The sequence below is a fragment of the Cysteiniphilum sp. 19S12-1 genome (assembly GCF_052030685.1).
Classification (GTDB): Bacteria; Pseudomonadota; Gammaproteobacteria; order Francisellales; family Francisellaceae; genus Caedibacter.
The window spans coordinates 22,793-47,654 of sequence record NZ_JBQAJM010000005.1 but is presented as its reverse complement, the minus strand read 5'-3'; the positions used below and the strand labels follow the sequence as shown (position 1 = coordinate 47,654).

The 24,862-nt window shown below is 39.4% G+C and carries 11 protein-coding genes; 6 read left to right on the top strand and 5 right to left on the bottom strand.

The features are described from left to right. The first annotated feature begins 64 nt into the window (after positions 1-64). The 3 genes from ACTS4L_RS02575 (at position 65) to mpl (ending at position 7,873) form a co-directional block, all read left to right on the top strand. Positions 65-4,903 (top strand): NAD-glutamate dehydrogenase, encoded by a 4,839-nt coding sequence (locus ACTS4L_RS02575; RefSeq protein ID WP_440651678.1) that lies wholly within the window; start codon positions 65-67, stop codon positions 4,901-4,903. Between the two features lie 105 nt (positions 4,904-5,008). Next, positions 5,009-6,424, top strand: a complete 1,416-nt coding sequence (gene hldE, locus ACTS4L_RS02570; protein ID WP_440616038.1) for a bifunctional D-glycero-beta-D-manno-heptose-7-phosphate kinase/D-glycero-beta-D-manno-heptose 1-phosphate adenylyltransferase HldE — start codon at positions 5,009-5,011, stop codon at positions 6,422-6,424. Positions 6,425-6,427: 3 nt separating this feature from the next. Continuing rightward, complete coding sequence (gene mpl / locus ACTS4L_RS02565) at positions 6,428-7,873, top strand: UDP-N-acetylmuramate:L-alanyl-gamma-D-glutamyl-meso-diaminopimelate ligase (RefSeq protein ID WP_440616037.1); 1,446 nt, start codon at positions 6,428-6,430, stop codon at positions 7,871-7,873. Positions 7,874-8,232: 359 nt separating this feature from the next. On the opposite strand, the gene hutI is transcribed toward mpl, so the two are convergent. The 5 genes from hutI to ACTS4L_RS02540 form a co-directional block, all read right to left on the bottom strand. Then, positions 8,233-9,429 (bottom strand): imidazolonepropionase, encoded by a 1,197-nt coding sequence (gene hutI / locus ACTS4L_RS02560; RefSeq protein WP_440616035.1) that lies wholly within the window; start codon positions 9,427-9,429, stop codon positions 8,233-8,235. A gap of 171 nt (positions 9,430-9,600) precedes the next feature. Next, the gene (gene hutH, locus ACTS4L_RS02555) at positions 9,601-11,178 is read right to left on the bottom strand and encodes a histidine ammonia-lyase (protein ID WP_440651676.1); all 1,578 of its coding nucleotides are present in this window, start codon (positions 11,176-11,178) and stop codon (positions 9,601-9,603) included. After that, positions 11,175-12,875 (bottom strand): urocanate hydratase, encoded by a 1,701-nt coding sequence (gene hutU, locus ACTS4L_RS02550; RefSeq protein WP_440617140.1) that lies wholly within the window; start codon positions 12,873-12,875, stop codon positions 11,175-11,177. The genes hutH and hutU overlap by 4 nt, the downstream gene beginning before the upstream one ends. Positions 12,876-12,902: 27 nt before the next feature. After that, a complete protein-coding gene (gene hutG / locus ACTS4L_RS02545) occupies positions 12,903-13,904 on the bottom strand; it encodes a formimidoylglutamase (RefSeq protein ID WP_440617138.1) in 1,002 nt (333 codons plus the stop codon). A 55-nt stretch (positions 13,905-13,959) separates the two neighbouring features. Beyond that, positions 13,960-14,823, bottom strand: a complete 864-nt coding sequence (locus ACTS4L_RS02540) for a helix-turn-helix transcriptional regulator (RefSeq protein WP_440617137.1) — start codon at positions 14,821-14,823, stop codon at positions 13,960-13,962. A 193-nt stretch (positions 14,824-15,016) separates the two neighbouring features. Between ACTS4L_RS02540 and ACTS4L_RS02535 the strand changes: the two genes are divergently transcribed. The 3 genes from ACTS4L_RS02535 to ACTS4L_RS02525 all read left to right on the top strand — a co-directional run bounded on the left by ACTS4L_RS02535 (position 15,017) and on the right by ACTS4L_RS02525 (position 24,862). Continuing rightward, a complete protein-coding gene (locus ACTS4L_RS02535; protein ID WP_440651674.1) occupies positions 15,017-20,773 on the top strand; it encodes a hypothetical protein in 5,757 nt (1,918 codons plus the stop codon). 167 nt (positions 20,774-20,940) lie between these two features. Beyond that, on the top strand, positions 20,941-23,997 hold the full coding sequence (locus ACTS4L_RS02530; RefSeq protein ID WP_440617132.1) for a hypothetical protein: 3,057 nt from the start codon (positions 20,941-20,943) through the stop codon (positions 23,995-23,997). Between the two features lie 172 nt (positions 23,998-24,169). Beyond that, on the top strand, positions 24,170-24,862 hold the full coding sequence (locus ACTS4L_RS02525) for a TSCPD domain-containing protein (protein ID WP_440617131.1): 693 nt from the start codon (positions 24,170-24,172) through the stop codon (positions 24,860-24,862).

The window sequence follows — 24,862 nt, the reverse complement described above, 5'->3', positions numbered from 1 at the left end:
AGGGACAGGCAAAACTGGCTTATCATGCATGCGTCTTTTGTCAAAACAAAACAGTAGGTTAAAAATGCACTACAACGAGAGAACGCAAGCGGTTATTCAGAAGTTAACAAGCATGTTCAAGGAGAAATTTTCGTCACAGGATGCTTCAATACTCGAATCCCTATTAAAAGCTTATATACGCGTAATATCAGAAGATGAGCTTCATCAGCGTGAGCTATTGGATTTATATGGTTCAATTATTTCTTTTTGGAAATTTATCTACAAAAACCCTGAAGGAAAGGCGCTGATTCGCGTATATAATCCGGTATATGAGCAAAATGGCTGGGTATCACGTCATACGGTTATTGAGCTAAGCTGTCAGGATTCTCCATTTATAGTAGATACCTTAATGATGTTGATGTCATCAATGGGACTTGGTATTCATTTTATGATGAATATTGGCGGCATTGATTTAAAGCGTGATGCCAAAGGCAATTTGATTGCATTGACGGATAATGTGGCAGATGAGAAGGGTGCGGTCAATAACGATAAAACCTGTTTGGTGATCATGGAAGTGGATCGTCAAACAGATGATAAAGTTGCACTTAAGGCGATTGAGCAAAAAATTACTGAAAATTATAAAAAACTCCAAGCAATTGTTCGCGATTTTGAGCCGATGAAGGCAGAGTTGCAAACAATGATCAAAGAGGTGCACCAACCTAAAGATAAAGTGGCACAAAACTACTATGAAGAAGCGATTGATTTTTTAGAGTTCTTAAAGAAAGATCATTTTATCTTTTTAGGCTATTGCGCTTTTGATGCGAAAATGCTTAAAGGCGAGAAGGCATTTGTGGCTGAGAAATCCTCAGCATTAGGTTTGTTCTCAGTGAATGATGATTATATTACTGCCTTAAGTGATATCTATGAAAAAAATCTAAATATCAATAAAAATGTTGATGCCATTTTAACGGTTGCTAAATCTGATGAGGTTTCTCCGATTCACCGTCCTGCGTATATGGATATTATCTCAGTCGCAATTTATAACAAAAAAGGTGAAATTACTGGTTATAAACGCTTATTAGGTCTATATACATCAACGGCATACCACTCATCGCCACAACACATTCCTTTTTTGCGTTTGCGTAAAGAAATGGTGTTAAAACAGTCAGGCTTCAGAAAATTTGGGCATGCTTATAAGGCGTTGAGTAATATTATTGATACCTATCCGCGTGATGAGCTATTTTTAAGCTCAGATGAGGAGTTGTTTAATACCGCATTAGGTATTTACCATATCCGTGAACGTCAAGTCATGAAGTTGTTTGTACGCAAGGATCAGTTTAGCCGTTACTATTTCTGTATGTTGTACATGCCCAGAGATCGTTATAACTCAGAAGTCAGAGAACGTGTTGAGCGCATTTTGTTAAAAACATTGAATGGTCAACGTACAACTTTTAAAACAAACTTCTTAGAAAGTGTATTATGCCGAATTGACTTTACTGTTTATCTTGATGGTAACGAACCAGTGGAGCAAGTTGATTTAGAATTATTGGAAGATAAAATCAAGAGCGTTGAGCGTCAGTGGAGCGATTATCTATTTGATGATCTAATTGAAGAGTTTGGCGAGAACAAAGGTCGATCTTATGCCCAAGAATATGCACATGCCTTTTCTTTAGCTTATAAAGATGATTATATTCCACGCAAGGCAGTGTCTGATATCGTGCACTTTGAACAGGCGCGCAAAAATCGTTTATCGATGAGTTTATATCAAGTGCTTGAAGAATCTGGTGACCGTTTACACTTTAAATTGTTCCTAAAAGATCAGGTGGTGCAGCTAAGTCAGATTATGCCTATTTTAGAAAACTTCGGTTTATCCGTTGCTGAAGAGCGTCCTTATAAGGTCAAACCTAAATCAGGTGGTTTTGTCTGGTTGTCGGATTTTGCCTTATTAACCAGTAAGCCAGTTGAAATTGCTGAAGTAACCGATAAATTAAAAGAAGCTTTTGCGGTTACTTGGGCAGGGGTTGCTGAGAATGATCGATTTAATTCATTGATTGTTTATGCGGGTCTTGATTGGCGTGAAGTAGCGATTGTGCGTGCTTATACGCGTTATATGACACAAATTGGCGTGCGTTTGAGTCAGCAGTATATCGAAGATACTTATATTGAGTATGCCGAGATCGTTCGCCTGATGGTATCATTATTTGATGCACGCTTTAATCCAGTCTGTGAACAAAAAAATCGTGAGACTAAAGTAAGCGACATTCGTGAAAAGCTTAAAGCAAAACTTATTAATGTGGCAAGTCTTGATCAAGATAAATTATTGCGTCGTTTACAAGAGGTAATTGAAGCAACACAAAGAACGAACTTCTACCAAAAAGACACACATAATCAGCATAAGGAATATATATCATTTAAATTGATTCCATCAAAAATTTCTGAAATGCCAAAACCTGTGCCAATGTTTGAAATTTTTATGTACTCTCCACGTGTTGAAGGGGTTCACTTGCGTGGTGCTAAAGTTGCGCGTGGTGGATTAAGATGGTCAGATAGAAAAGAAGATTATCGCACCGAAGTATTAGGCTTGGTTAAGGCACAACAAGTTAAAAATGCGGTCATTGTGCCATTGGGTGCCAAAGGTGGATTTTTACCAAAAAGATTACCAATTCTAGAAGGGCGTGAAGCGGTGATGGAAGAAGCGATTAGCTGCTATCGCATGTTCATTAGCTCGTTGCTAGATATTACCGATAACATTAAAAATAATGAAATCATTAAGCCGCAGAATGTCGTTTGCTATGATGAAGATGATCCGTATTTAGTGGTTGCGGCGGATAAAGGTACGGCCACCTTCTCTGATATCGCTAATAGTGTGGCGATGGAATATGATTTCTGGTTAGGAGATGCTTTTGCTTCAGGTGGTTCGAATGGTTATGATCACAAGAAGATGGGTATTACCGCGCGCGGTGCTTGGGAGTCGGTGAAACGTCACTTTAGAGAAAGAGGTAAAGACACCCAAACTGAAGAATTTACGGTCGTTGGTATAGGGGATATGGCAGGTGATGTATTTGGTAATGGTATGCTATTATCCAAGCATATTCGCTTAGTGGGTGCGTTTAACCATATGCATATCTTTATTGACCCTAATCCAGATGCAGCTTCAAGCTATAAAGAAAGAAAGCGCATGTTTGATTTGCCGCGTTCAAGCTGGGAAGATTACAACCAAAAGCTTATCTCACAGGGTGGTGGTATATTTAGCCGTCAATTGAAGAGTATTCAATTAAGTCCAGAAATGAAAGCACTATTAAAAACTGATGCTAATGAATTGGAACCAAACAAGTTAATTCAGTTATTATTGAAAGCGGATTATGAATTACTATGGAATGGTGGTATTGGGACTTATGTCAAAGCACACACTGAAACTAATGAAGCCGTTGGCGATCGCGCCAATGATCCAGTGCGCATTAATGGGCGTGATTTAAACTGCTTAGTTGTTGGCGAGGGTGGTAACTTAGGTTGCACACAGTTAGGGCGTATTGAATATGCCTTAAAGGGTGGTTCAATCAATACTGATGCGATTGATAATGCTGCGGGTGTTGACTGTTCAGATCATGAAGTAAACATCAAAATCTTACTGAATATGGCGATTGAAAATGGCGAGTTATCGGAAAGTGGTCGTAACAAATTATTGGCTGAGATGTCTGGTGATGTCGCACATTTGGTGCTACAGAATAACTATGGTCAAAACCGCACAATCGCTAATGAATTGCAATCACAAGAGCGCTATTTTGTCGAGTCATATGCACGTTTGATGCGTGAGCTTGAGCGTAAGATGCAGCTTGATCGTGAAGTTGAGTATTTACCAACAGACAAGATGCTACAATCACGTGCATTATCAGGGAAAAGCTTAACAGCGCCGGAGTTCTCTGTGATTATGGCATATACCAAAACGATGATTAAGCAGCAGATTTTAAAATCTGACTTACCAGACGATCCTCACTTTAACTTTTTCTTATTGTGGGAATTTCCAACGGTACTACGTGAGAAATACGCTGATTTAATGCAAGGACATAAGTTAAAGCGTGAAATTATCGCAACACAGATTACTAATGCGGTTACTTTACACATGGGGGTCACTTTTATTCAACGTCTATATGATGAAACAGGGGCGTCAGTTGCTGATATTATCAAAGCGTTTATTGCTGTGGTTGAGATTTTCTCTTTGGATAAACTATGGCAAAAGTCAGAGAAGTTAAGTGGGAAAGTAAGCGCTGAAAGCATTCAAAAGTGTTTACAGATCTTATTTAGATTTGTGCGTCGCAATTGTCGTTGGATTTTACGCAATGAGCCTAAAGGCTTCCCAATTGCTGAGGTGATTGCTAAGTATCGACATACAGCACCTAGTGCATTAAAGGTATTTCCAAGGCTTTTGATTCCATCAGAAAAACAAAAAATTGAGGATAAAGCGACGGCTTTAATTAATGCCGGGGTGCCAAAAACGATTGTTGATGAGGTGTTATCATTTAAGATGGCAACTTCAGTGATGGACTTAGCCCATAGTATAGAGATCTCCAAAGAAAGTGAGTCATTTGAAAAGATTGCTATATTGCTTAATCAAAAGCTATGGTTATCTTGGTTTAGAAGTTGCATTAATCACTTAGGCGGTAAACAATCTTACTGGGGTACGTTATCAACGTCTGCTTTGCGTGATGATTTGGATAAATTGCAATACCGCTTGGTCAGACGTGTTATTGAGTTTACCAAAGATATCGATGATGTTAATGACAAAGTTGAGTATTGGTTGAGTATCAACAGCAGTTATTTAGCACGTTGGAATGGACTTATTGAAGATATGCGTACGGATGAACCAAACTTTGAATCAGTCAATATTGCTTTTAGAAGTTTAAGCGATTTGGCGCGTTCCCATTAATTTATACTCTCTCTAAATCTTAGCAAATAGCATCAACGACAAACTGTAATTTTATTAGGCTTTAGTGTAGTATTACGCCTACTGCTATTAGTGTCTAAATAAATAATGCAAAGTAACTTACAAAAAGCACGTGTTTTAGTCGTAGGTGACGTGATGTTAGATCGCTATTACTACGGTTCGACAGAGCGTATCTCACCTGAAGCACCGGTTCCTGTGGTGCATGTTAAGAATATTCAAGATCGTGCAGGTGGTGCTGGCAATGTCGCTTTAAATATTACCTCACTCACAGGAAAGGCGGGAATTTGTGCGATGATTGGTCAGGATGAGCCAGCACACATTCTAAAAAACTTTTTAGCTGAACAATCAATTCATAGTCATTTGATTGAAACACATTTGCCAACGATTACGAAGTTGCGTGTGTTATCCCAAAAACAACAGTTGTTGCGTCTTGATTTTGAAGAAGGTTTTGTGCAAGTTGATGAAGGTGTGCTTTTCAGCAATGTTGAGGCAGCACTTCAAAACTATAATGTCATGGTATTATCGGACTATGGTAAGGGGACATTACACGATGTGCAAAAATTGATTGAATTGGCAAATAAACAAAATATTGCAACACTCGTTGACCCTAAAGGTAATGACTTTAGTATCTATCAAGGTGCAACTTTAATTACCCCCAATCGCAAGGAATTTGAAGCAGTTGTTGGCAAGTGCCATACTGAAGATGAGTTAATTACTAAAGCGCATCAATTAATAGCCAATTGTCATTTAGGTGGACTGCTAATTACTCGAAGTGAGGAAGGTATGACATTGGTGTTAAAAAACGGTGAAGTGACAACGATTCCTACCGTTGCCAAAGAGGTCTTTGATGTGACTGGTGCAGGTGACACCGTCATTGCCGTCATGGCAATGGCAGTTTCGTGTGGCTATGATTACACCTCAGCGATGCGTCTTGCTAATGCCGCAGCAGGTGTTGTTGTTGGTAAAGTTGGCACGGCAACACTGAATGCTCAAGAGTTGCATGATTCACTCCATGCACAAGCCAGAGTACACAAAGGTGTTTTAAGTCAAACTGAGCTCAAAAAAGCAATGAGTGAGGTTCATCTTCAAGGTGAAAAAGTCGTGATGACCAATGGCTGCTTTGATATTTTGCATGCCGGACATGTTGAGTATTTACAAAAAGCGCGCGCTTTGGGTGATCGCTTGATTGTCGCTGTTAATACCGATGAGTCAGTTAAGCGCTTAAAAGGGACATCTCGACCATATGTTAACTTGCAATCACGGATGGAAGTGCTTGCGGCATTAGGCTGTGTTGACTGGGTAGTGGCATTTGAAGAAGATACGCCACAGCGAATTATTAGTGAACTATTACCGGATATTCTGGTTAAGGGTGCCGATTATGAAGTTTCACAAATTGCGGGCGCTAAAGAAGTGTTAGCTGCAGGTGGTGAGGTCAAAACCATTACCTTAAAGCCCAGTCATTCGAGTACATCGATTATTGAAAAAATAAAAAATCAAAAGTAGGTCATGAAACACATTCATATATTAAGCATTTGCGGCACCTTTATGGGTGCTTTAGCGCTATTAGCGCGTGAGAAAGGTTACAAGGTCACAGGCAGTGATCAAAATGTTTACCCACCGATGAGCAACTACCTTGAGTCTCAGGGCATTAAGCTTATATCTGGTTATGATTATGATATTGAATCATTTAGACCTGATCAGGTGATTGTTGGTAATACGATGCGCCGTGGTATGCCAATTGTTGAGCACTTATTAAATAGTGATCTTGAGTATTTTTCAGGTCCCAAGTGGCTTTATCAAGAAGTTCTTAAAGGTAAAAAGGTCATTGCTATTGCCGGAACACATGGTAAAACAACTACCACATCGATGGTCATTAAATTGATGGATGATGCGGGATTAAATCCAAGCTTTCTGGTCGGTGGTATTACTCAGGACTTTGGGGTGTCATCGCGCCTAACGGATTCTGAGTACTTTGTGATTGAAGCCGATGAATATGATACGGCATTTTTTGATAAGCGCTCGAAGTTTATGCATTATCATCCAGATGTGTTAGTAATTAATAATCTTGAGTTTGATCATGCGGATATTTTTAACTCGATGGAGGATATTTATCGACAATTTCACCATCTTATGCGGCTGTTACCTGGAAAGTCGACGGTTATTTATCCTAAGCTAGATACCCACATTCATAAGCTACTAGCGATGGGGTGCTGGTCTGAGTGTTTCCCGCTTCAAGGTGAGGATGGGCTTAATATCAAGCCTATTGTTGAAGACTATAGTCAGTTTGAGATCATAGACCACACTAAAACACTTAAGATCAATTGGGCATTACTGGGTGAACATAATGCCAAAAATGCGTTATCAGCTTATGCAGTTTTAAAAACACTAGGTGTTTCATTGGATAAAGTGACAGAGAGTTTTAAAAATTTTAAAGGTGTCAAACGCCGCCTTGAATGCATTATCCAAAACGATCACTATGCCATTTATGATGATTTTGCCCATCATCCAACGGCGGTAGCAGAAACGCTTAAGGCAATTAAAGCACGTGCCGGTGAAAAAGAAAGGGTAGTAGCTATTCTAGAGCCGCGCTCAAATACGATGAAAATGGGTACGCAAGAGCAGGCATTAATTAATGCGCTTACTATTGCTGATGAAGTCTGGTTTTATCAAAACAGTGCGATGCAGTGGCAGGCGGCATCTTACGCTAAAGAAAACTTTATAGTATTTGATGAGGTTGCTGATATTGTTGCGCATTTTAAGCAATCACAACCTCATTGCTTTACTCACTATGTCATTATGAGTAATGGGGCATTTGATGGGTTGTATAAACAGTTAGGTGCACTTGCGAGGCGAGGTGTTGAAATAGAAAAAATGCGTAATTTCAGTCGTGATGAAATCTTGCCCGCAACTAACGTTGCTTTAGGCAGTTACTTTTTTCCCGCAAAAAAGTAACCAAAAAACTCGCCCTGCAAGTTTTGTTGACGTCAGTAAAATGGGATTTTTCGCTTACCTTTTTTTGACCACGCAAAAAGGTAAGTCACTTGAGCTGCTTGCAGCGGTGAAATATATTAAACATAAAAGAGGTAATTTGTGAGAGTCAGATCTCAATTAACACAATGTAAAACCGTAAGCTTCGGTAGCATAGGCGCTTCGCAAAGCGAGTTGCATTGAATGAAACAGCTAGGGGATAAAGCCTTAAAATAAACTTGATCTAGTGGCATGAATCAACAACAAGGATTGCAGCATTAATTTGATTGTTTTTATATGCAAAACAAAGGCATTTTGACTAGTGGTAGAAGATGCAGTGCAGCTTAAACGATCAACTCACCATCCTTAATGGTTGCGTTACGATAATTCAATGTTGCATCATAGATGATTTGATTGTAATGTTTACAATCCCATAGGATCAAATCAGCGCATTTACCGATTTCAATACTGCCTTTTTGTGCTTGTATTCCAAGTGCATAAGCGGCATTGATCGTTGTTGCTTGAAATGCCTGATAAGGTGTCATGCGAAATAGGGTGCATGCCATATTCATCATCAGTGGCAACGATAAAAAAGGTGATGAGCCGGGATTGGCATCAGTGGCAATGGCTATTTTCACCTTTTGTTTTAACAGATCAGTAACAGGTGGCAACTTGGTTTCACGTAAGAAATAATAGGCACCAGGTAGTAAAACAGCCACGGTATTAGCATCGCGCATTTTAGTAATGTCCTCAATCGCAAGATACTCTAAATGATCAGCTGATAGAGCGTTAAATTGAGCAGCAAGAGCCGCACCTTTTTGATCGGATAATTGCTCGGCATGCAGTTTTAATTGAAACCCATGATTTTTTGCTGCAGTAAAAAGGCGCTTCATTTGACTATGTGAAAAACCAATATTTTCACAAAAGCCATCGACAACCTGTGCCAAATTTTCTTTTTTCAACACGGGTAAAACTTCATCAATGATAAAGTCAATATATTGATCTTTATCATCAAACTCAGGCGGCAAAGCGTGTGCACCTAAGAAGGTGGGGATAATATCAATACCCTTAGATTCATTAAGTTGACGAGCAACTTTAAGCATTTTCATTTCACTATCGAAATCTAATCCATAGCCTGATTTAATCTCACAGGTGGTTGTGCCATATTGCATCATTTGTTTAAGGCGTTTATTGGCACTGTGATATAACTCATCTAAAGAAGCGTTACGTGTTGCCATAACGGTTGAGCGAATGCCACCACCCTTTTTGGCAATTTCTTCATAGGAGGCGCCATTTAATCGCATTTCAAACTCGTCAGCGCGATTGCCACCATAGACAAGATGCGTGTGACAATCAATAAGTCCCGGTGTTATAAGTTGACCATTGTAATCAATGGTTTCATGTGCCTTAGGCAGTACTGAACCTTTGGCTAAGATATCAATAATCTTGCCTTCATTAATGACTAAAGTAGCATTATCCAAAATACGCTCGTCTTGATCGAAGGTCACAAGGCGCGCATTTTGGATGATAAGATCATACATACTTTTACCTTTTGTTATTCCTATGTTATTACGTTTTTATTTTTTTATTCTTTTATCCGGAATAAAAGTAAGTTGAGATTTAAATATTCCCCTCACCCGTTCAGCTTAAGCTGAACGACCTCTCCCGCAAGGGGAGAGGTAGGCGCTGATACAACTTATGTTTTTACTCCTTTACACTTGGAAAAGCTGTGCATGCACATCGCTATAAAATGCATGTTGTTTGATAACAGCGGTGGCATTTTCAATATCACGTGCAAAATAGCGATCCTCATCATAATAAGGCACTTTGGCGCGAATTTGGCGATACTTACTATCCAATATGTTTGATGTTTTAAGTGGTGCTCGTATTGAGACACCTTGGCAAGCAGCAAGCACTTCAATACTTAATATAGATAATACATTTTGAGCAATCGTATTTAATTTGCGTGCGGCAAAAGTTGCCATACTGACATGATCTTCTTGATTAGCAGAGGTTGGTAGACTATCAACAGATGCCGGATGCGCTAGTGTTTTATTCTCACTGGCTAACGAGGATGCGGTCACATGTGCCAACATGAAGCCCGAATTAAGACCAGCATTTTCAATTAAAAATGCAGGTAAGCCACTTAAATGTTTATCGATCAAAAGGGCAATACGACGCTCAGAAATAGCCCCAATTTCAGCGCAAGCGATGCTTAACATATCTGCACTCATTGCCACCATCTCAGCGTGGAAGTTGCCGCCGGATATAATCTCTTTGGTTTCTGGCAAGATTAGCGGATTATCAGAGACACCATTAGCTTCATTTAATAAATTGCGCTTAGCGTCATTGATCACTTGCCAAGCGGCTCCCATTACCTGTGGTTGGCAACGTAATGAGTAAGGGTCTTGTACTTTGCTACAGTGATCATGCGCGTGCATAATCTCACTGTTTTCCAATAAGTTGCGCATGACTTGTGAAAAAATAATTTGACCCTCAACGCGTTTGATCTTGGAAATAACTGGATCAAAGGGCTTCATACTGCCAAAGGTTGCTTCAATACTTAAAGCGCCAGCGATAGTGGCAATACTGAAATTGCGCTCGACTTTAATCAACCCCATTAAAGCAATGGCAGTTGATGCTTGGGTGCCATTAAGTAGTGCTAAGCCCTCCTTCTCTTGAAGCTCAATAGCACTTAATCCTGCTTTCTTTAAAGCCTCGACTGCATCGATGCGCTGACCTTGATAATCAACCTCACCCTCACCAATCAGTGGCATGCTCATGTGCGCTAAAGGTGCTAAATCACCCGATGCACCAACTGAACCTTGCTCAGGAATTACAGGATAAATGCCATGATTATAAAAGGCGATGAGTGCATCTAGGGTTTGTTGTGTGACACCTGAGTAGCCTTGTGCAAGACTGTTGATTTTAAGCAACATAATAAGCTTAACAGTGTCATTATCTAGCGCTTTACCCACGCCGGTAGCATGAGAAAGCACAATGCGGCGTTGTAGTTCTTTAAGCTCTGTGGTTGGGATTTTTTTATTTGCCAGTAAGCCAAAGCCCGTGTTAATCCCATAAACTGTTTTGCCTTCTTTAAGCACTTCCTCAACAATGCTGCGTGATGTTGCCACTTTAGCGTATGCGCTATCATCCAAATGAATGGGGCATGCACTATTAAGTAATAGTTCGATATCCTGAAGACTAAGCTCACCCGGGATTAAGCAAAAGCTTTGCGGGTTATGCGCTTTTTTATTGGTTGTATTTGTTTTATTCATGACTTCACTCATATTAACGCCTCATTTTTGGCTGTAGCACAGGTAGTATCTTTTGTATCTGCATTAACCATGGGTAAATTGAGTCCTTTGTCTTTAGCACATTGAATTGCGATGTCATAACCGGCATCAGCATGACGCATAACCCCAGTACCTGGATCATTGGTTAACACGCGTTGCAAACGTTTTGCCGCAGCTTCAGTACCATCGGCAACGATAACAACACCGGCGTGTTGAGAGAAGCCCATGCCAACGCCACCTCCATGATGTAAACTTACCCACGTAGCTCCACCTGCGGTATTGAGTAATGCATTTAAAAGCGGCCAATCAGATACCGCATCTGAACCATCTTTCATGCTTTCTGTTTCGCGATTAGGACTTGCGACAGATCCTGAATCTAAGTGATCACGACCAATAACAATAGGACCTTTAAGCTCACCATTTTTAACCATTTCGTTAAATGCCAAGCCAAGGCGCGCACGATCGCCCAAGCCAACCCAACAAATGCGTGCCGGCAGACCTTGAAAGGCGATACGCTCTTTTGCCATATCTAACCAATTATGTAGGTGTTTGTCATGCGGCATAAGTTCTTTAACTTTCTGATCCGTTTTATAGATATCCTCAGGATCACCGGATAAAGCAACCCATCTAAACGGTCCAATGCCTTGACAAAAGAGTGGACGGATAAATGCCGGAACAAAACCTGGGAAATCAAACGCATTTTGCAAGCCCTCATCAAAGGCAACTTGGCGAATATTATTACCATAGTCAAAAGTTGGAATGCCTTGTTTGGCAAATTCAAGCATTGCCTTTACGTGAATTTTCATTGATTTTTTGGCTTCTGCTACAACTAATTCAGGATTGCTTTGACGCTCTTTTTTAGCCTTTTCCAAACTCCAACCAATCGGTAGATAGCCGTTTAATGGATCATGTGCGCTGGTTTGATCCGTTACCGCATCAGGCTTGATGCTGCGCTTGATCATTTCAGGTAAAATCTCAGCAGCATTTCCTAACAGACCCACAGAAATAGCACGTTTCTCAGCGCAGGCTTTGTTGAGAATAGCCATTGCCTCATCTAATGTTTTGGCTTTGTAATCAACGTATTTGGTGCGTAACCTAAAATCAATACGGCTTTCATCACACTCAATGGCTAAAACACAGGCACCGGCTAAAACGCCAGCGAGTGTTTGCGCGCCACCCATACCACCTAATCCTGCGGTTAGAATCCACTTGCCCGATAAGTCGCCGTTATAATACTGACGTCCCATCTCAACAAATGTTTCGTAGGTGCCTTGGACAATACCTTGTGAGCCGATATATATCCAAGAACCAGCGGTCATTTGTCCGTACATCATTAAGCCTTTTTTATCAAGCTCATTAAAGTGTTGCCAATCTGCCCAATGTGGAACAAGGTTTGAGTTAGCAATGAGCACACGTGGTGCATCGGCATGTGTTTTGAAAACACCTACTGGTTTTCCTGATTGCACAAGTAATGTTTCATCATCTTCAAGCTTCTCTAGAGACTCAACGATCTTATCAAAGCACTCCCAGTTACGTGCTGCTTTACCAATGCCGCCATAAACAACAAGATCCTGAGGATGCTCAGCGATATCAGGGTCTAAGTTATTCATCAGCATGCGCAAAGGTGCTTCGGTTAGCCAAGATTTGGCAGTGAGTTTGGTGCCAGTTGCGGCTTTAACAGTGCGTGACATAATGTAAATTCCTCCTGTGAGTTTTGTTTAAGCTTGCAGAAAATTGGCAAGAAGTGCTGCGGCAAGCTTTGCGGTTCTATTATCAATATCTTTTGTTGGATTAAGCTCAACGATATCCAAAGCGATGACTTTATTGGATTGTTTGAGCTTGCGTAAAGCATTAATGACAAAAGGGCTGCCAATGCCTAATGCTTGTGGTGCACTAACCCCTGGTGCAATAGCAGCTTGGAAAACATCAAGGCACAGCGTGATATAAATGCGATCATGTTTTGCTATGACTTTGTCAATAAATGACAAATCTTGCGGGTTATTGTTGATGTGCTCAGCAAGTAAATAGTGTGTATTGGTCGCATGAGCGTAATTAAATAAACTATTGGTATTAGCAAGTGGTTGTACACCCATGCAGTAGTAATTAAAATCTAACTGATGATTTTGTAAATAGCGCGATGCCTGATAAAAAGGGGTGCCTGAGCTGCCAAGCTCACCTGTTAAAGTTTCACGCAAATCAAAATGCGCATCAAAATTCACAATGGCGGGATTAAGATTTTGTTTGTAAATCCCTTGTAAGTGTCCCCAAGCTGTCTCATGCCCTCCACCAATAACAATTGGTGTTGCGCTTAGGCCAATGATTTTTTCAACATACTCTGCCAATAGCTGTTGTGCTGCTTCAAGATCATGACTGTCACAATAAACATTGCCTGCATCATAAAGCATGATGTTGTTATTGAGATGTACCGCTGAATTAAAAAACGCATGTCTAAAATATTCAGGACCTTCTTTGGCACCAATAACACCTTGGTTACGTTTAATCCCTTCATCACAACAAAAGCCAATTAAGATAAAATGCCGTTTGTTGTTTTCCAATGTCTCAATAGGTTGATTGAGATCAATACTTTTAACCAGTTGATGGAAATACTCATGCTTAACATTAGTGACTCGAGAGGCGTAGCTTGATGCACTATTAGCAGGCAAATATTTCATAAGATTAAAAACTGTACTTAATTGTCGAATATGTAATATCTTTACCAATAAAGCGCTTGATCGCAACCTTGATCTGCAAAATTCTTTAAAATACTATGCACTCCTAATCTTCATAGGTCATAATAATTTGGGCAATGGTTTCAAGCTCATCCTTATTAATAAGCCCGAGCTTTTCAATCAATTCAAGAATAATATTTTGAATATAGCGATAAGAGCGTCCTGATTGGCGCGCAATATCTTTAGCTGAACCGCCTGCAGCAATGGTTTTAAGATGCATGAGCTCACCTTCGGTGAGATTATAAAGTGCTTGAATTAAAGCAAGTCTTGGTTGTTCAAGTTGCGGTGTGTTCTGTGCTTTTAAGCGATTGATATCCTCGGCAGAGGGCGTTAATAACTGCTGGATATGAATGCGTTTATAAATAAAATTCATTGTCGAGCGTAAACGTTGGAAGTATTGCGCCTTTTTCTTGAAGCTGCATAAGTTAAATGATGCTTTGGTAGTATTAAAAAGTAAGACATCTTTATAATCAGCATAAAGTCTTTCGGTGACGAGTGTTAAGTATTCATCAAAGTTTTGTTTGGCATGCTGTTGCTGTGGAAACTCACTATAATCAATAATGCGATAGGCTTCTTGGTTGAGTGTGCCATAAAGCGCATCAAGCTGCCAAAACCCTAGTCTAAAATAAGCTTTAAGCTCATCAGGTGCAGTGCTGCCAATGTAATTAAAGTCATAGGATTTAGTCACACGGAAAAAATCAAAGCCGATAATGCCGTCTTGTGAAATAAGTGTCAGAATCTCTTTAACTGCGCGTTCATTGTACTGGCAGTCGCGATAGATGGCTGTCATGTCTTTTTCTGATAAATGACTAAATGAATTAAGATAGTAGGTGTTTTTATCATTTTCATGATTGTTGCCATCATTGTCATTTTTATTAATCTCATTATTTTTTGTATGCTTATTATCCATGCTGCTACATCCGTTAACACCTGACTGTATCAAGTCTAGATGAGAAATCTGAGGACACAAGTATAAAATACAGGGTGTATTTTATACACTAATAAGTCCTATTTAAAAAAAGTATAACTATGCTCCCTGGCACAAACAGTGACCAGTTTTGTATTTGTGATGTTAAATATCAGAATGATTCAAAGAGGAGCATATGAAAAACAATATTATTTCTAATTTATCTAACCCATTTAATAAATTTGGTTTACCCATTAAATTAAGTTGCATTGCCGTTGCCGTCGTGCTTTCTGGTTGTGGCGGAGGTGGTAGCAGCTCAAGCGCAAATGACACGCCAGTAACTGCTGTACTTGCAGCAAGTAATAGCAATAACTACTTATGTCAAGCAGCAGAAAACGGCGATTCCAGTTGTAGCGATAGCGTGACGATTGCCAATAATGGTGGTAATACAATAACCGGTGTTGGTACATCAGTCAGTAGCAGTGCCATAATACAGCAGGCATATTTTGATGCATTGCCAGAGGGATGTAGTGCCACCTTTAATACGGATACAACAAATACTTGCTTGCAAAGTGATGGCTCTTACAAAACACTTGCAACAGGCGAGCAATGTCAGCTTGCCTTTAGCGTATCATGTCACTCTCCTGTACACTTAGATACGCATCTGACGATTAAGTATCAGCATAGTAATACCGATTTTTCTCTTAATGCGCCCGTCAGTCAAACCTTTTTGGCAAGTGATAACTTTACGTATTCGGTTGAACAAACGCCTTTAGAGATTATGTTAGGTGCTGATAGTAGTATTGTATTGACCAATAAATCAGATCAAACTTTGCGTCATCTAAAGCTTGTATTACCTGCTGTTTTATCTGGTGTAAGCACGGATACACATTTGCACATTGATGCATTAACTCCAGGTGAAAGTGCGACACTAGAGTTTCAATTGCCCGATGACGTTTCTAAAGAGACGATCACTAATGCATTAAGTCAGTTTTATGTTGTTGCGGATAACTTGAAAAGAACCATGATTCAAAATATTGCTATCAATAGCGGTTTAGAAATTGAATCAGCACCAACAGCTGAGCTTAATAGTACAGAAATACTTTATCCAATAACATTAAAGAACAACACTAATCAAAATTATAACCATGTCAGCATTGCGCTATTGGATAGTCAAGGTCATGTTATTCAACAAGGGATAAGCGTTGATCAAAGCCAGATAAGTGTTTTAGCTAACTCAACCAAAACACTTTATATTAAGCTTAATAGTGATGTTGCCGAGCACGTTGTTAAAGTTCGCGTTGATTATCAAACACATTCAGGAAATCAAACAAAAGCGCTAGATTGTCAATTAGATATTGATGCGTTAATCAAAGCGCAATCATTAAGTGTCAATAGTCATGTATTACCGTATGTTGATCATTTGGTTAAAACGTTAACGATTACCAATAATGGTGAATTTGATTGGTATCCTTCAACCAAGGCGAGTGACTATGAAGTTGCCGGTGAAGGCATTTCAGTGAGTACGTCTTCAACAGGGCAAAGCTGTCTAAGTGGCGAAGTGGTTAAGCCTGGTGGCTCTTGCACATTAAATGTAAGTTACACCAAAGATATTGCTCAAAATGTGCCAGATAGCGCCGCTATTAACATTCCATTGGGTGTCAATGCCGCACAAGATGGCGTCAAAACAGTGAGTTTAAGCTTGGTTGATCAAAAGGTATCATTGTCATCTGAGTATCAACTGATTCCTTATGTGCTTAATACTACAGATGGTCAGGCAATATATCGTTTATTATTATCCAATGATGATCAGGATGCGATGACAAATATTAAAGTGCATCTACCTCAAGGCTACAAAAGCGTTAATGATCCCTTAGCAGGTGCCAACGCCTGTCAAGATGGCATGAGCTTGGCAAGTGGTGCAAGCTGTGTATTAAGCGTTGGTCTTGTTAATCCGGCAGATCTTGGTGCTCTTGCCCAAGGGAAAATCAGCATTGATGCTGATATTAATGCACAAGCACATCAAAACATTGCGCAACTTGACCTGGCAGCGCTTAATGTGATTGCGGCAGTAAGCAATAATGCCAGTGCGGTATTGCCAAGTATTAGCTTAAGTGAAGTTACACCAAGTAGCATGAATAATGAGCGCATACAAATTGCATTGAAGAATAATAGCGATCAAGATATCGTGAATTTGGCATTACATTTACCTCAAGATTTACGTGATTTATTAACGACTGAAAGCCAATCAAGCTTAATGATTCCTGTGTTAAAGCAAGGACAATCTTATATCTTCACATTGAGCTTTAACTCAAGCGTTGCTGCTGAGAGCTATATTGATGCACACTATGATTCATTATTAACGAATCAAACAACACATGGCTTAAGCTTAACAGCAGCAAATATGTTGGCATTTTACCCAAGCTTTGCAGTGGCTAAATATACGCTAGAAGCAGATAATCAAACATTAACAGCGACTGAGAATCAATCGATCAGTTTGCATAACCCAACAACAAGCCCGATGGTTGTTAATGCATTGACTTTAAAACATGGCATTACGGGTGTGATGCTTGATCCTGAGCTTCATTTCCCATTAACGATTGATGCTAATAGTACAGCACATATCCCGCTTGAAGTGAGTAGTTCAGCAGAGGGTAGTGCGACATATCAGGTCGATTATAGTCTGAACAATCAAAACAAATCACTGCAAAAACAAATCAGTGTTAATAATCAGATAACAAGTAATGATATTAATATAACCCCTAACTTCTTAAGCCAGATGCAAAAGCCATTAGTAGAGGGCAGTACATTACAAAAAACACTAACGATTACCAATGATGGTCAATTTGATTGGCATGTCAGTGATGATAGTGCTGACTATGAAATCATTGATTTAGCAAATAACGAGCTTGCCCAAGGGGTAACCCTTGCTCCAGCGCAATCTAGCTGCTTAAGTGCAGGTAGTATTGCGCCTGGGCAAAGTTGTACATTAGTATTTGATCTAAGTCATACGGCTCCTGATAAGATCGCCCTTGAGATTGCAGCTAAAAACAATTTAGCAGATGCAAAAAATGTGATTTATACAACAACGACAAATGCTTATTTATTTGATCCAGTTGATGCAGGGTTTGTACCAAGCAAGGTCAAATCCTCGATAGTAGGGGTAGATGAAAATCCGGTGTACGTGAGTTATCAACTAATAAATCATGCAACGCATGCTATTACATTAGATAGTATCCCAAGCTTTAGCTTAGAAGGACTCTACACGCTTAATCTTGCAAGTGAAGCCGAAATAAGCAGTTGCGTTGATGGCATGACATTACAATCTGGTGAACATTGTATTATTCGACAAAAGCTTATGTTTAATAGTGAAGCAGCATTAACCGAAGCTGTTAATGGCTTTATTAATGTTCACGCGACAGTCGATGGGCAAAACATACAGCTTCTGCATCAAGTACTGACCGTAGGGGGGGATGATAATGCCGATTATATATCACCGCAATTAAGTGATTTAACCCTAACAGCAGGGAAAGTAAATATGCTTGAAATCACCAACCCATCACAATATGAAAGCTTAAGTGGTGTGAGAGTGCATGTCCCTGAAGTCTTAGCAGGAGATAGTGATAGTTTAGTGATTAACAGCCTAGCACCATCACAGTCTTATCAGTTCAGTTTTACACCTGCGATGGATCAAAGCGTGTCTGATTGGTTAAATGCTAATAAAGATAACTTGCTTGATAATACACAAAGCTGCTTGATTTATGTCACAGCATCTAATGGTAATAAAGTTTGTCCATCGGTTGATGTCAAGGCACCATTTGATTTAGCCGATTCAAGTATTGATGTGGAGTCACCTGGAGATCATTTTTATCAATTTGAATATAGCGGGAGCTCACAAACCCAGCTTGAAAATATTGCTTTGATTGAAGGAGATAGTGTTGGTTTAAGCCTTGTAGATGATCATACAACTTACCCATTGACATTGCATTACGGCGATCTAAAGAGTGTTAGTGTAAATGCAGATCCTAATAGTTACATAACTAGCAATGGAGTGAAACCAAAACTTGAGATCACCTTAAGTGGTGGCGTTAAATATGATGTGCCAATAAACTTTACACAAAACAAGGCGCAATTAACACATGGTAATTTATACATGCTTAGCCCACAACAAGGTGCAACAAGCACGGTTAATATGACGATTGAGAATACAGGCGCATTTAACTGGCAAATTCCAACTGCAACAAGCTTAACAAATGATATACATTTTTATAATCAAGCAGGGCAGCTAGTTAGTGCAAACTTTGCGGTGGTGGGTGCCACGACAAATTCTTGTACTGCATTGACTTCATTGGCAGCTGGTGAGAATTGCAATTTAACGATTGAGGCGCACAGTAATGTTGTCGCAGGTGATTATAATATGCAAGTTTCTCCGGATCTTCATTTGACGATTGATGGTGGTAAGCTCAACTTGCATGTTGTTGATGAGTTAGGCTTTGAAAGTCATGTTGATAGTGGTGAAGTTGGTTTAAATACCCAAGCAATCACCTTATCAAACTACACGTCTCTTGCCAAAGATGTAGACATTAACATGCCACAAAATCACAATACTTATCAAGTGTTAGCGATAGGCAGTAATTCGCCATGGTGTACAGAGATTACCTGCCCTGAGTCGTGTGATATCGATAATGGCAAAATCATGATACCAGCGGCAACAATCGATGGAGAGGATATTATCCCAAGTCAATGTAAAGTCTATGTTCATAAAACAAATGAGCCAGCACTGACTACTGATCATATATCTATTGGCTTGCCAGGACAGATGAAAAGCTATGAATTAAGACCATTACAAAATCTATATTTGATGAAAGACAATAAGCTATATCATAATATTTTAGACAAAGCAGATGGCTTTCTATTTGATGTTAATAATTGGCAAGAGATAGGACAAACCTCAACAGAGGGTTCTAGTGTTGCTGATTTGGCAACAGATGATCATGGGAATGTTTATGCTGATGGGCGTTATACGGCACTTTATCAAGTAACGAATCAAGGGATGCAGTTGGTTGCCAATTCAACGAAAGATGTCAGTATCACGTCACTACAATTCAACAAAGGGTATTTATATGGTACCGTTTCTCAAGATGAAGAGATCTACCGTATCCCTGTTGATGAAATTGGTGTGCCAGGAGCTCCAAGCTCGCCAACATGGCAGAAGTACTATGATGCGCCATCTGGTTATTACTACTTGGGTGAATTAAATTCGCTACCATTTACACTTAAAAATGATAATCCTGATACACCGACTTTGTTGATGATCACCGAGTATAAGAATAATGGCAATGTTGCATTGTATAATAACAATAAGTGGAATAATTTGGTATCTATCCCAGATGACAATCCACCAGCTGGTTCTGGCCAATACGGGCAAATCTTTACATTAGCAGTTAATCCAAGAATACAATTAACGCCGATGCCACACTATGACATTCTTTTTGGTACACACCCGACAGGCACGTCACAAAGCGGTGGTAATTCAACAATGAAAAGAGTGTACCAAGCAGTATTAGGCTGTAAAGAAAATGGCGTTTTATCGGTGATTACGGGTGATGGCCAGTGTCAAGCAAGTGACGTGGTATTAATTGATCCGGCGAGCTTATCAGGCACGCTTACAGAGGGTTATCAGCTAATAAGCCAATCAGTTAACCCATATTATGGCGTGTTAAATCTGCAGATTGTCTATAACCCTGTAAATTTAATCGATCAATATATCTATATGTTAGGCAAGCGTGAGACAACACACTTTAGCACGGATGGCTCGGTCAATGAAATGTATATGATGGGATATGATAAAAACTCGCCATGGCAGAGTGAAAATCCAATCCCCATGCTAGGCTCATCTCCTAAGTTTCAAGATATCGATGTGGTCAATGGCATGCAGATTAAAAAACAATAATCACTAAAATCAAAAATGATGGGGTGTATTTTATACACTTATCTTCTTAAGGTGTACTTAGTACACTCTGCAGTCTAACAAGATCCATAGTCATCATAAAGTAGTTTATGTAGCTATGGATTTTAAATTTATCTCTGTCATTTAAAAATAGCCAAAGAGGAATAGGTATGCCTTGGATTAAGAAATCAGTATTTTGTTTAACTAGTATGATAGCGTTAGCTATTGCCGGTTGTGGTGGCAGTACTAGCAGCAATTCAACACCGAGTACGAGTCCTTTGGCAGTCAGTAGTGATTTGCCTGAGCAATTAACGTCAGAGACGGCAATAGATAGAAGCTCAGAGGTCAAAGTTGAAGTAAAAGTAGGCATGGATCAAACCCTTGAAATGAATCAAGTTGGTGCTGCAGAATCACCATCAAGATCTGTGTATATTACCTCGGTATCAATATCGCCAACAGTTGCTCAATATGTTCATCTTGAGCCTTATCATGAAGATTCATGTTGGTCAAATGATGTCGGTGCAAATCTGCAAGCCGGACAAAGCTGTGATCTTTACTATAGTGTTGAATCCTTAACACCAGCTACCATTAAGGGTGATGTTAAGATAACACTCAGTGGTGCTTCTGAAAAAATGATTGAAGTGCCTGTAAAAACAACGTTTAAACCCGCCAATGAAATGACAAATGTATTGCAGTTGCAATCCTCAATCACAATGACACCGGGCAATGTTATGCAATTTGTTATTCATAACCCTAATAAGGAAACAGTAAAGGGAGTAAAGATTGATTTAAGTCATGCACCAGATGTAGTTATTGCAGCTTTGGATTTACAGGATATTGACGATGGACATTATAATGCAGTAACCAAAATGGTTTCAGCTAATACAACAATGTTAGAACCTAAACAAACAACAACTATATCTCTACATGTTAAACCTGATGAAAACCTTGCCGGTGCGGCAATTAAGTATAGCTATCAAGCACTGGAGCAAAACAGCTACCATAATAAGCCCATTTTTCAGGTGATTGCAGATAATGCACAAGATTTGATTCCAGTGAGAATCAATGCCTATTCAGTACCGGCAACCCTATCACGTCTTGATATTAAAACGCCAGGTGAGTATCAACAGACTTTCATCAATCATAGCACTCGGGAAATGATGATTAAAAATATTGATTTTACGTTACCACAAGGCGTGACACTTAAAAATACGCAAGATATGTGTCAAAAAGACACCTTATTAGCAGCAGGTGGAAGTTGTGTCCTGTCATATCAAGTTGCAGATAATGCCTATCAAGCTAAGGATTTTAATAAGCGCTTTGCCAATATTAATTATTTTTCTGATCAAATGTTATATAGCACCAAAGATCAAGTCTCTGATCAGGATGTAACAATTTCAGGTGCCAATATTGGCTTTAAAGAAGCATCGCATTACATCAATATGGATTCGCATAATAGCGTGATCAATGTTGCGATTGTGAATCATGGTGCCTTTGCTTGGCAACTGCCTAATAGTTTGGATGCATTTCAGTTATATCAAAACACAACAAATCAACCACTACAAGGTGGCTATCTGAGTGTTGTCGCGCCAACCAATGATCAAGTATCTTGTGCAGCGGGTGGAACATTAGCGGTAAACAGCACCTGTTATATTGGGGTTAAGTATACGCAATTAAATTCGCCACCCGATGCTGAAGGTTATCAGTTAAGTCTGGCAAAACAAACCAATATGATGGTTGCAATTAATAGTAATGTCTATTTAACCAAAAGCGGGGTTAATGCCGAAATATCACAAGATGATGAGACAGTTTATCCAAGTGTTAAAGCGATCAAACTCACCAATACCAATTTTAGTAATGAGTCAGTTTTAGTGTCATTAACTAACGACAATCTTAAGCAGTTTTCTGTCTATGATGGCACGCAAGCGTGGTGTAGTACAAATACTTGTCCTAAATCATGCTTTAACAGTGATCAATTATTTACAAAAGGGCAGGTCAATACATTAACACTTGATGCTTATTCCACGAAAAGTGATAACACTTGTTATATTTATGTCAAAGCGCAGAATGTTAATGCTGGTGGCAAAGTAAGTGCCTTATTGCAGATTGACAAGCTTGGAGCCCATGCTGATGAAGATAAAACCTTTAATTTTGTAGCAGATGGTATTTTGTATGCGAGTGTGAATAGTCAGACAACACCTTATGTTTATCAGTATGATCAAGCAGGGTGGCATATGCTGTTCGTTGGTAAAAGCACAGGTGAGTATATGTTAAATAGCTTCATTTCAGGGGTTGGTATTTCTCCTCAAGGTGTCGTTTTTATTAGTAATGGCTACCAGACGTTGAAGCGTCCATTTTTGCCAGATGTTTACCCACCAGTTTTGGGTAAGCGCTTTACTTCAGTGCTGTCTATTAACGGTCAGAATACTTTTTTGGGACTAAGTGATGTATTAGGCGATTTAGGTCAAAGTACACATATTCAGATCAATAGTTCAGGGCAAATTATTGTGTCAAACGTTGGCATGACAGAAGATTCGCATGCCTATATAGCGCAAGCTTCAGTCAATGATTTTGATGGTTGGAGTAAGTTGGCAACACCTGTTTCATCAACGATTAATGAGGCAATACCAATGACTTTAGATGATAAAGGTGACTTATATTACATAGCGACTCAACAAGGTCAAACCTATAAATTAACCAATCAAAACAACTCTCCATTGACACAAACGGTTGCTAAAGCGCTTGGTGAAACCCACGTGTTAAACATGGGCAAAACAGCTGATGGAAACATTTATCAAAGTATTCAATGTGATGATGGCAATCAAAAAAAGATCTGCATTGATATACTGCAAAACAATGCATGGCAGCAAATAGCAAGCTTTCCAGAGGATGGTGGCGCTAATGTATCGGTCTCATTTGATGAATCGGGAAATGTTTACTTATCGTCATTGAATGCGCATGCGGTTTATTTTGCAAATAAAAATACACCAGAGCAAGTACTAGGTGCTGATTCTAATCCATTTAAACAAGCCAATATTTATGGATTAAAAACGATTAATGATACGGTTTATGTATTAGCAAGTAATGGGTTATATACGTATGATCAGTCACAAGCTAAATGGCAGCTATTGGCTAATTTGCCAGCGGCCAATTTACATGAAAACCCTGAGATTATAAATAATCTACGTGTTGCAACGCAATTGGATGTAGACACAGGTGATCATTAATTCTTGAATTTAGTAACTGCAGCCAATAAGATCAAAAAGTAAAGCAAAACTTCAACGAATTATCGATTGTTTTCATCGGCACGCTCAGGCAAAATAAGACGACTTTTGATGCGCGATTTATCACAAGTATTTTTTATTAACCGTTTAGAGTAAAAGAGCTAAAAGAGTAAAAATGGCAGTTAAGATAGAGAAAAAAATCACAGGCTTTAATATTGTCAAACCCGATGATGGGGCAAACAATGTTGCAGTTAAACCAACAAAAAAAGAAAAATCACATCAGCAAATGAGTGAAAATATCAAGCGTCCAGAGTCATTGCTCGGTGAAACGTATAAGATCAAGCCACCTCAAGCAGAGCATGCGCTATATGTGACGATTAATGATATTGTCTTAAATGAAGGCACAGAGCATCAAATGCGTCGCCCATTTGAGATTTTTTTAAGCTCTAAAAATATGGAGCATTTCCAATGGACGATTGCCTTGACCTTAATTATCTCAGCGGTTTTTCGCAAAGGGGGTGATATTACCTTTTTAGTTGAAGAGTTAAGATCTGTTTTTGATCCTAATGGTGGTTATCTAAAGCGTGGTGGAAAGTATATTCCTTCATTAGTTTCGGAAATTGGTGATGTGATTGAAAAGCATTTAAAGAAAATTGGTATGCTGCCAGATGATGAATTAGATGAAGAGCAAAAGCAATATATTGCTGCAAAGCGTCAAGAGCTGGATCAGCGTCAACAGCCAAGTAATGATGCGAGTAATAATTTCCCACCTGAATCACAACTATGCACTAAATGCAGCACCAAAGCGATGGTGCGCATGGATAATTGCTTAACTTGCTTGAATTGCGGTTACTCTAAGTGCGGATAA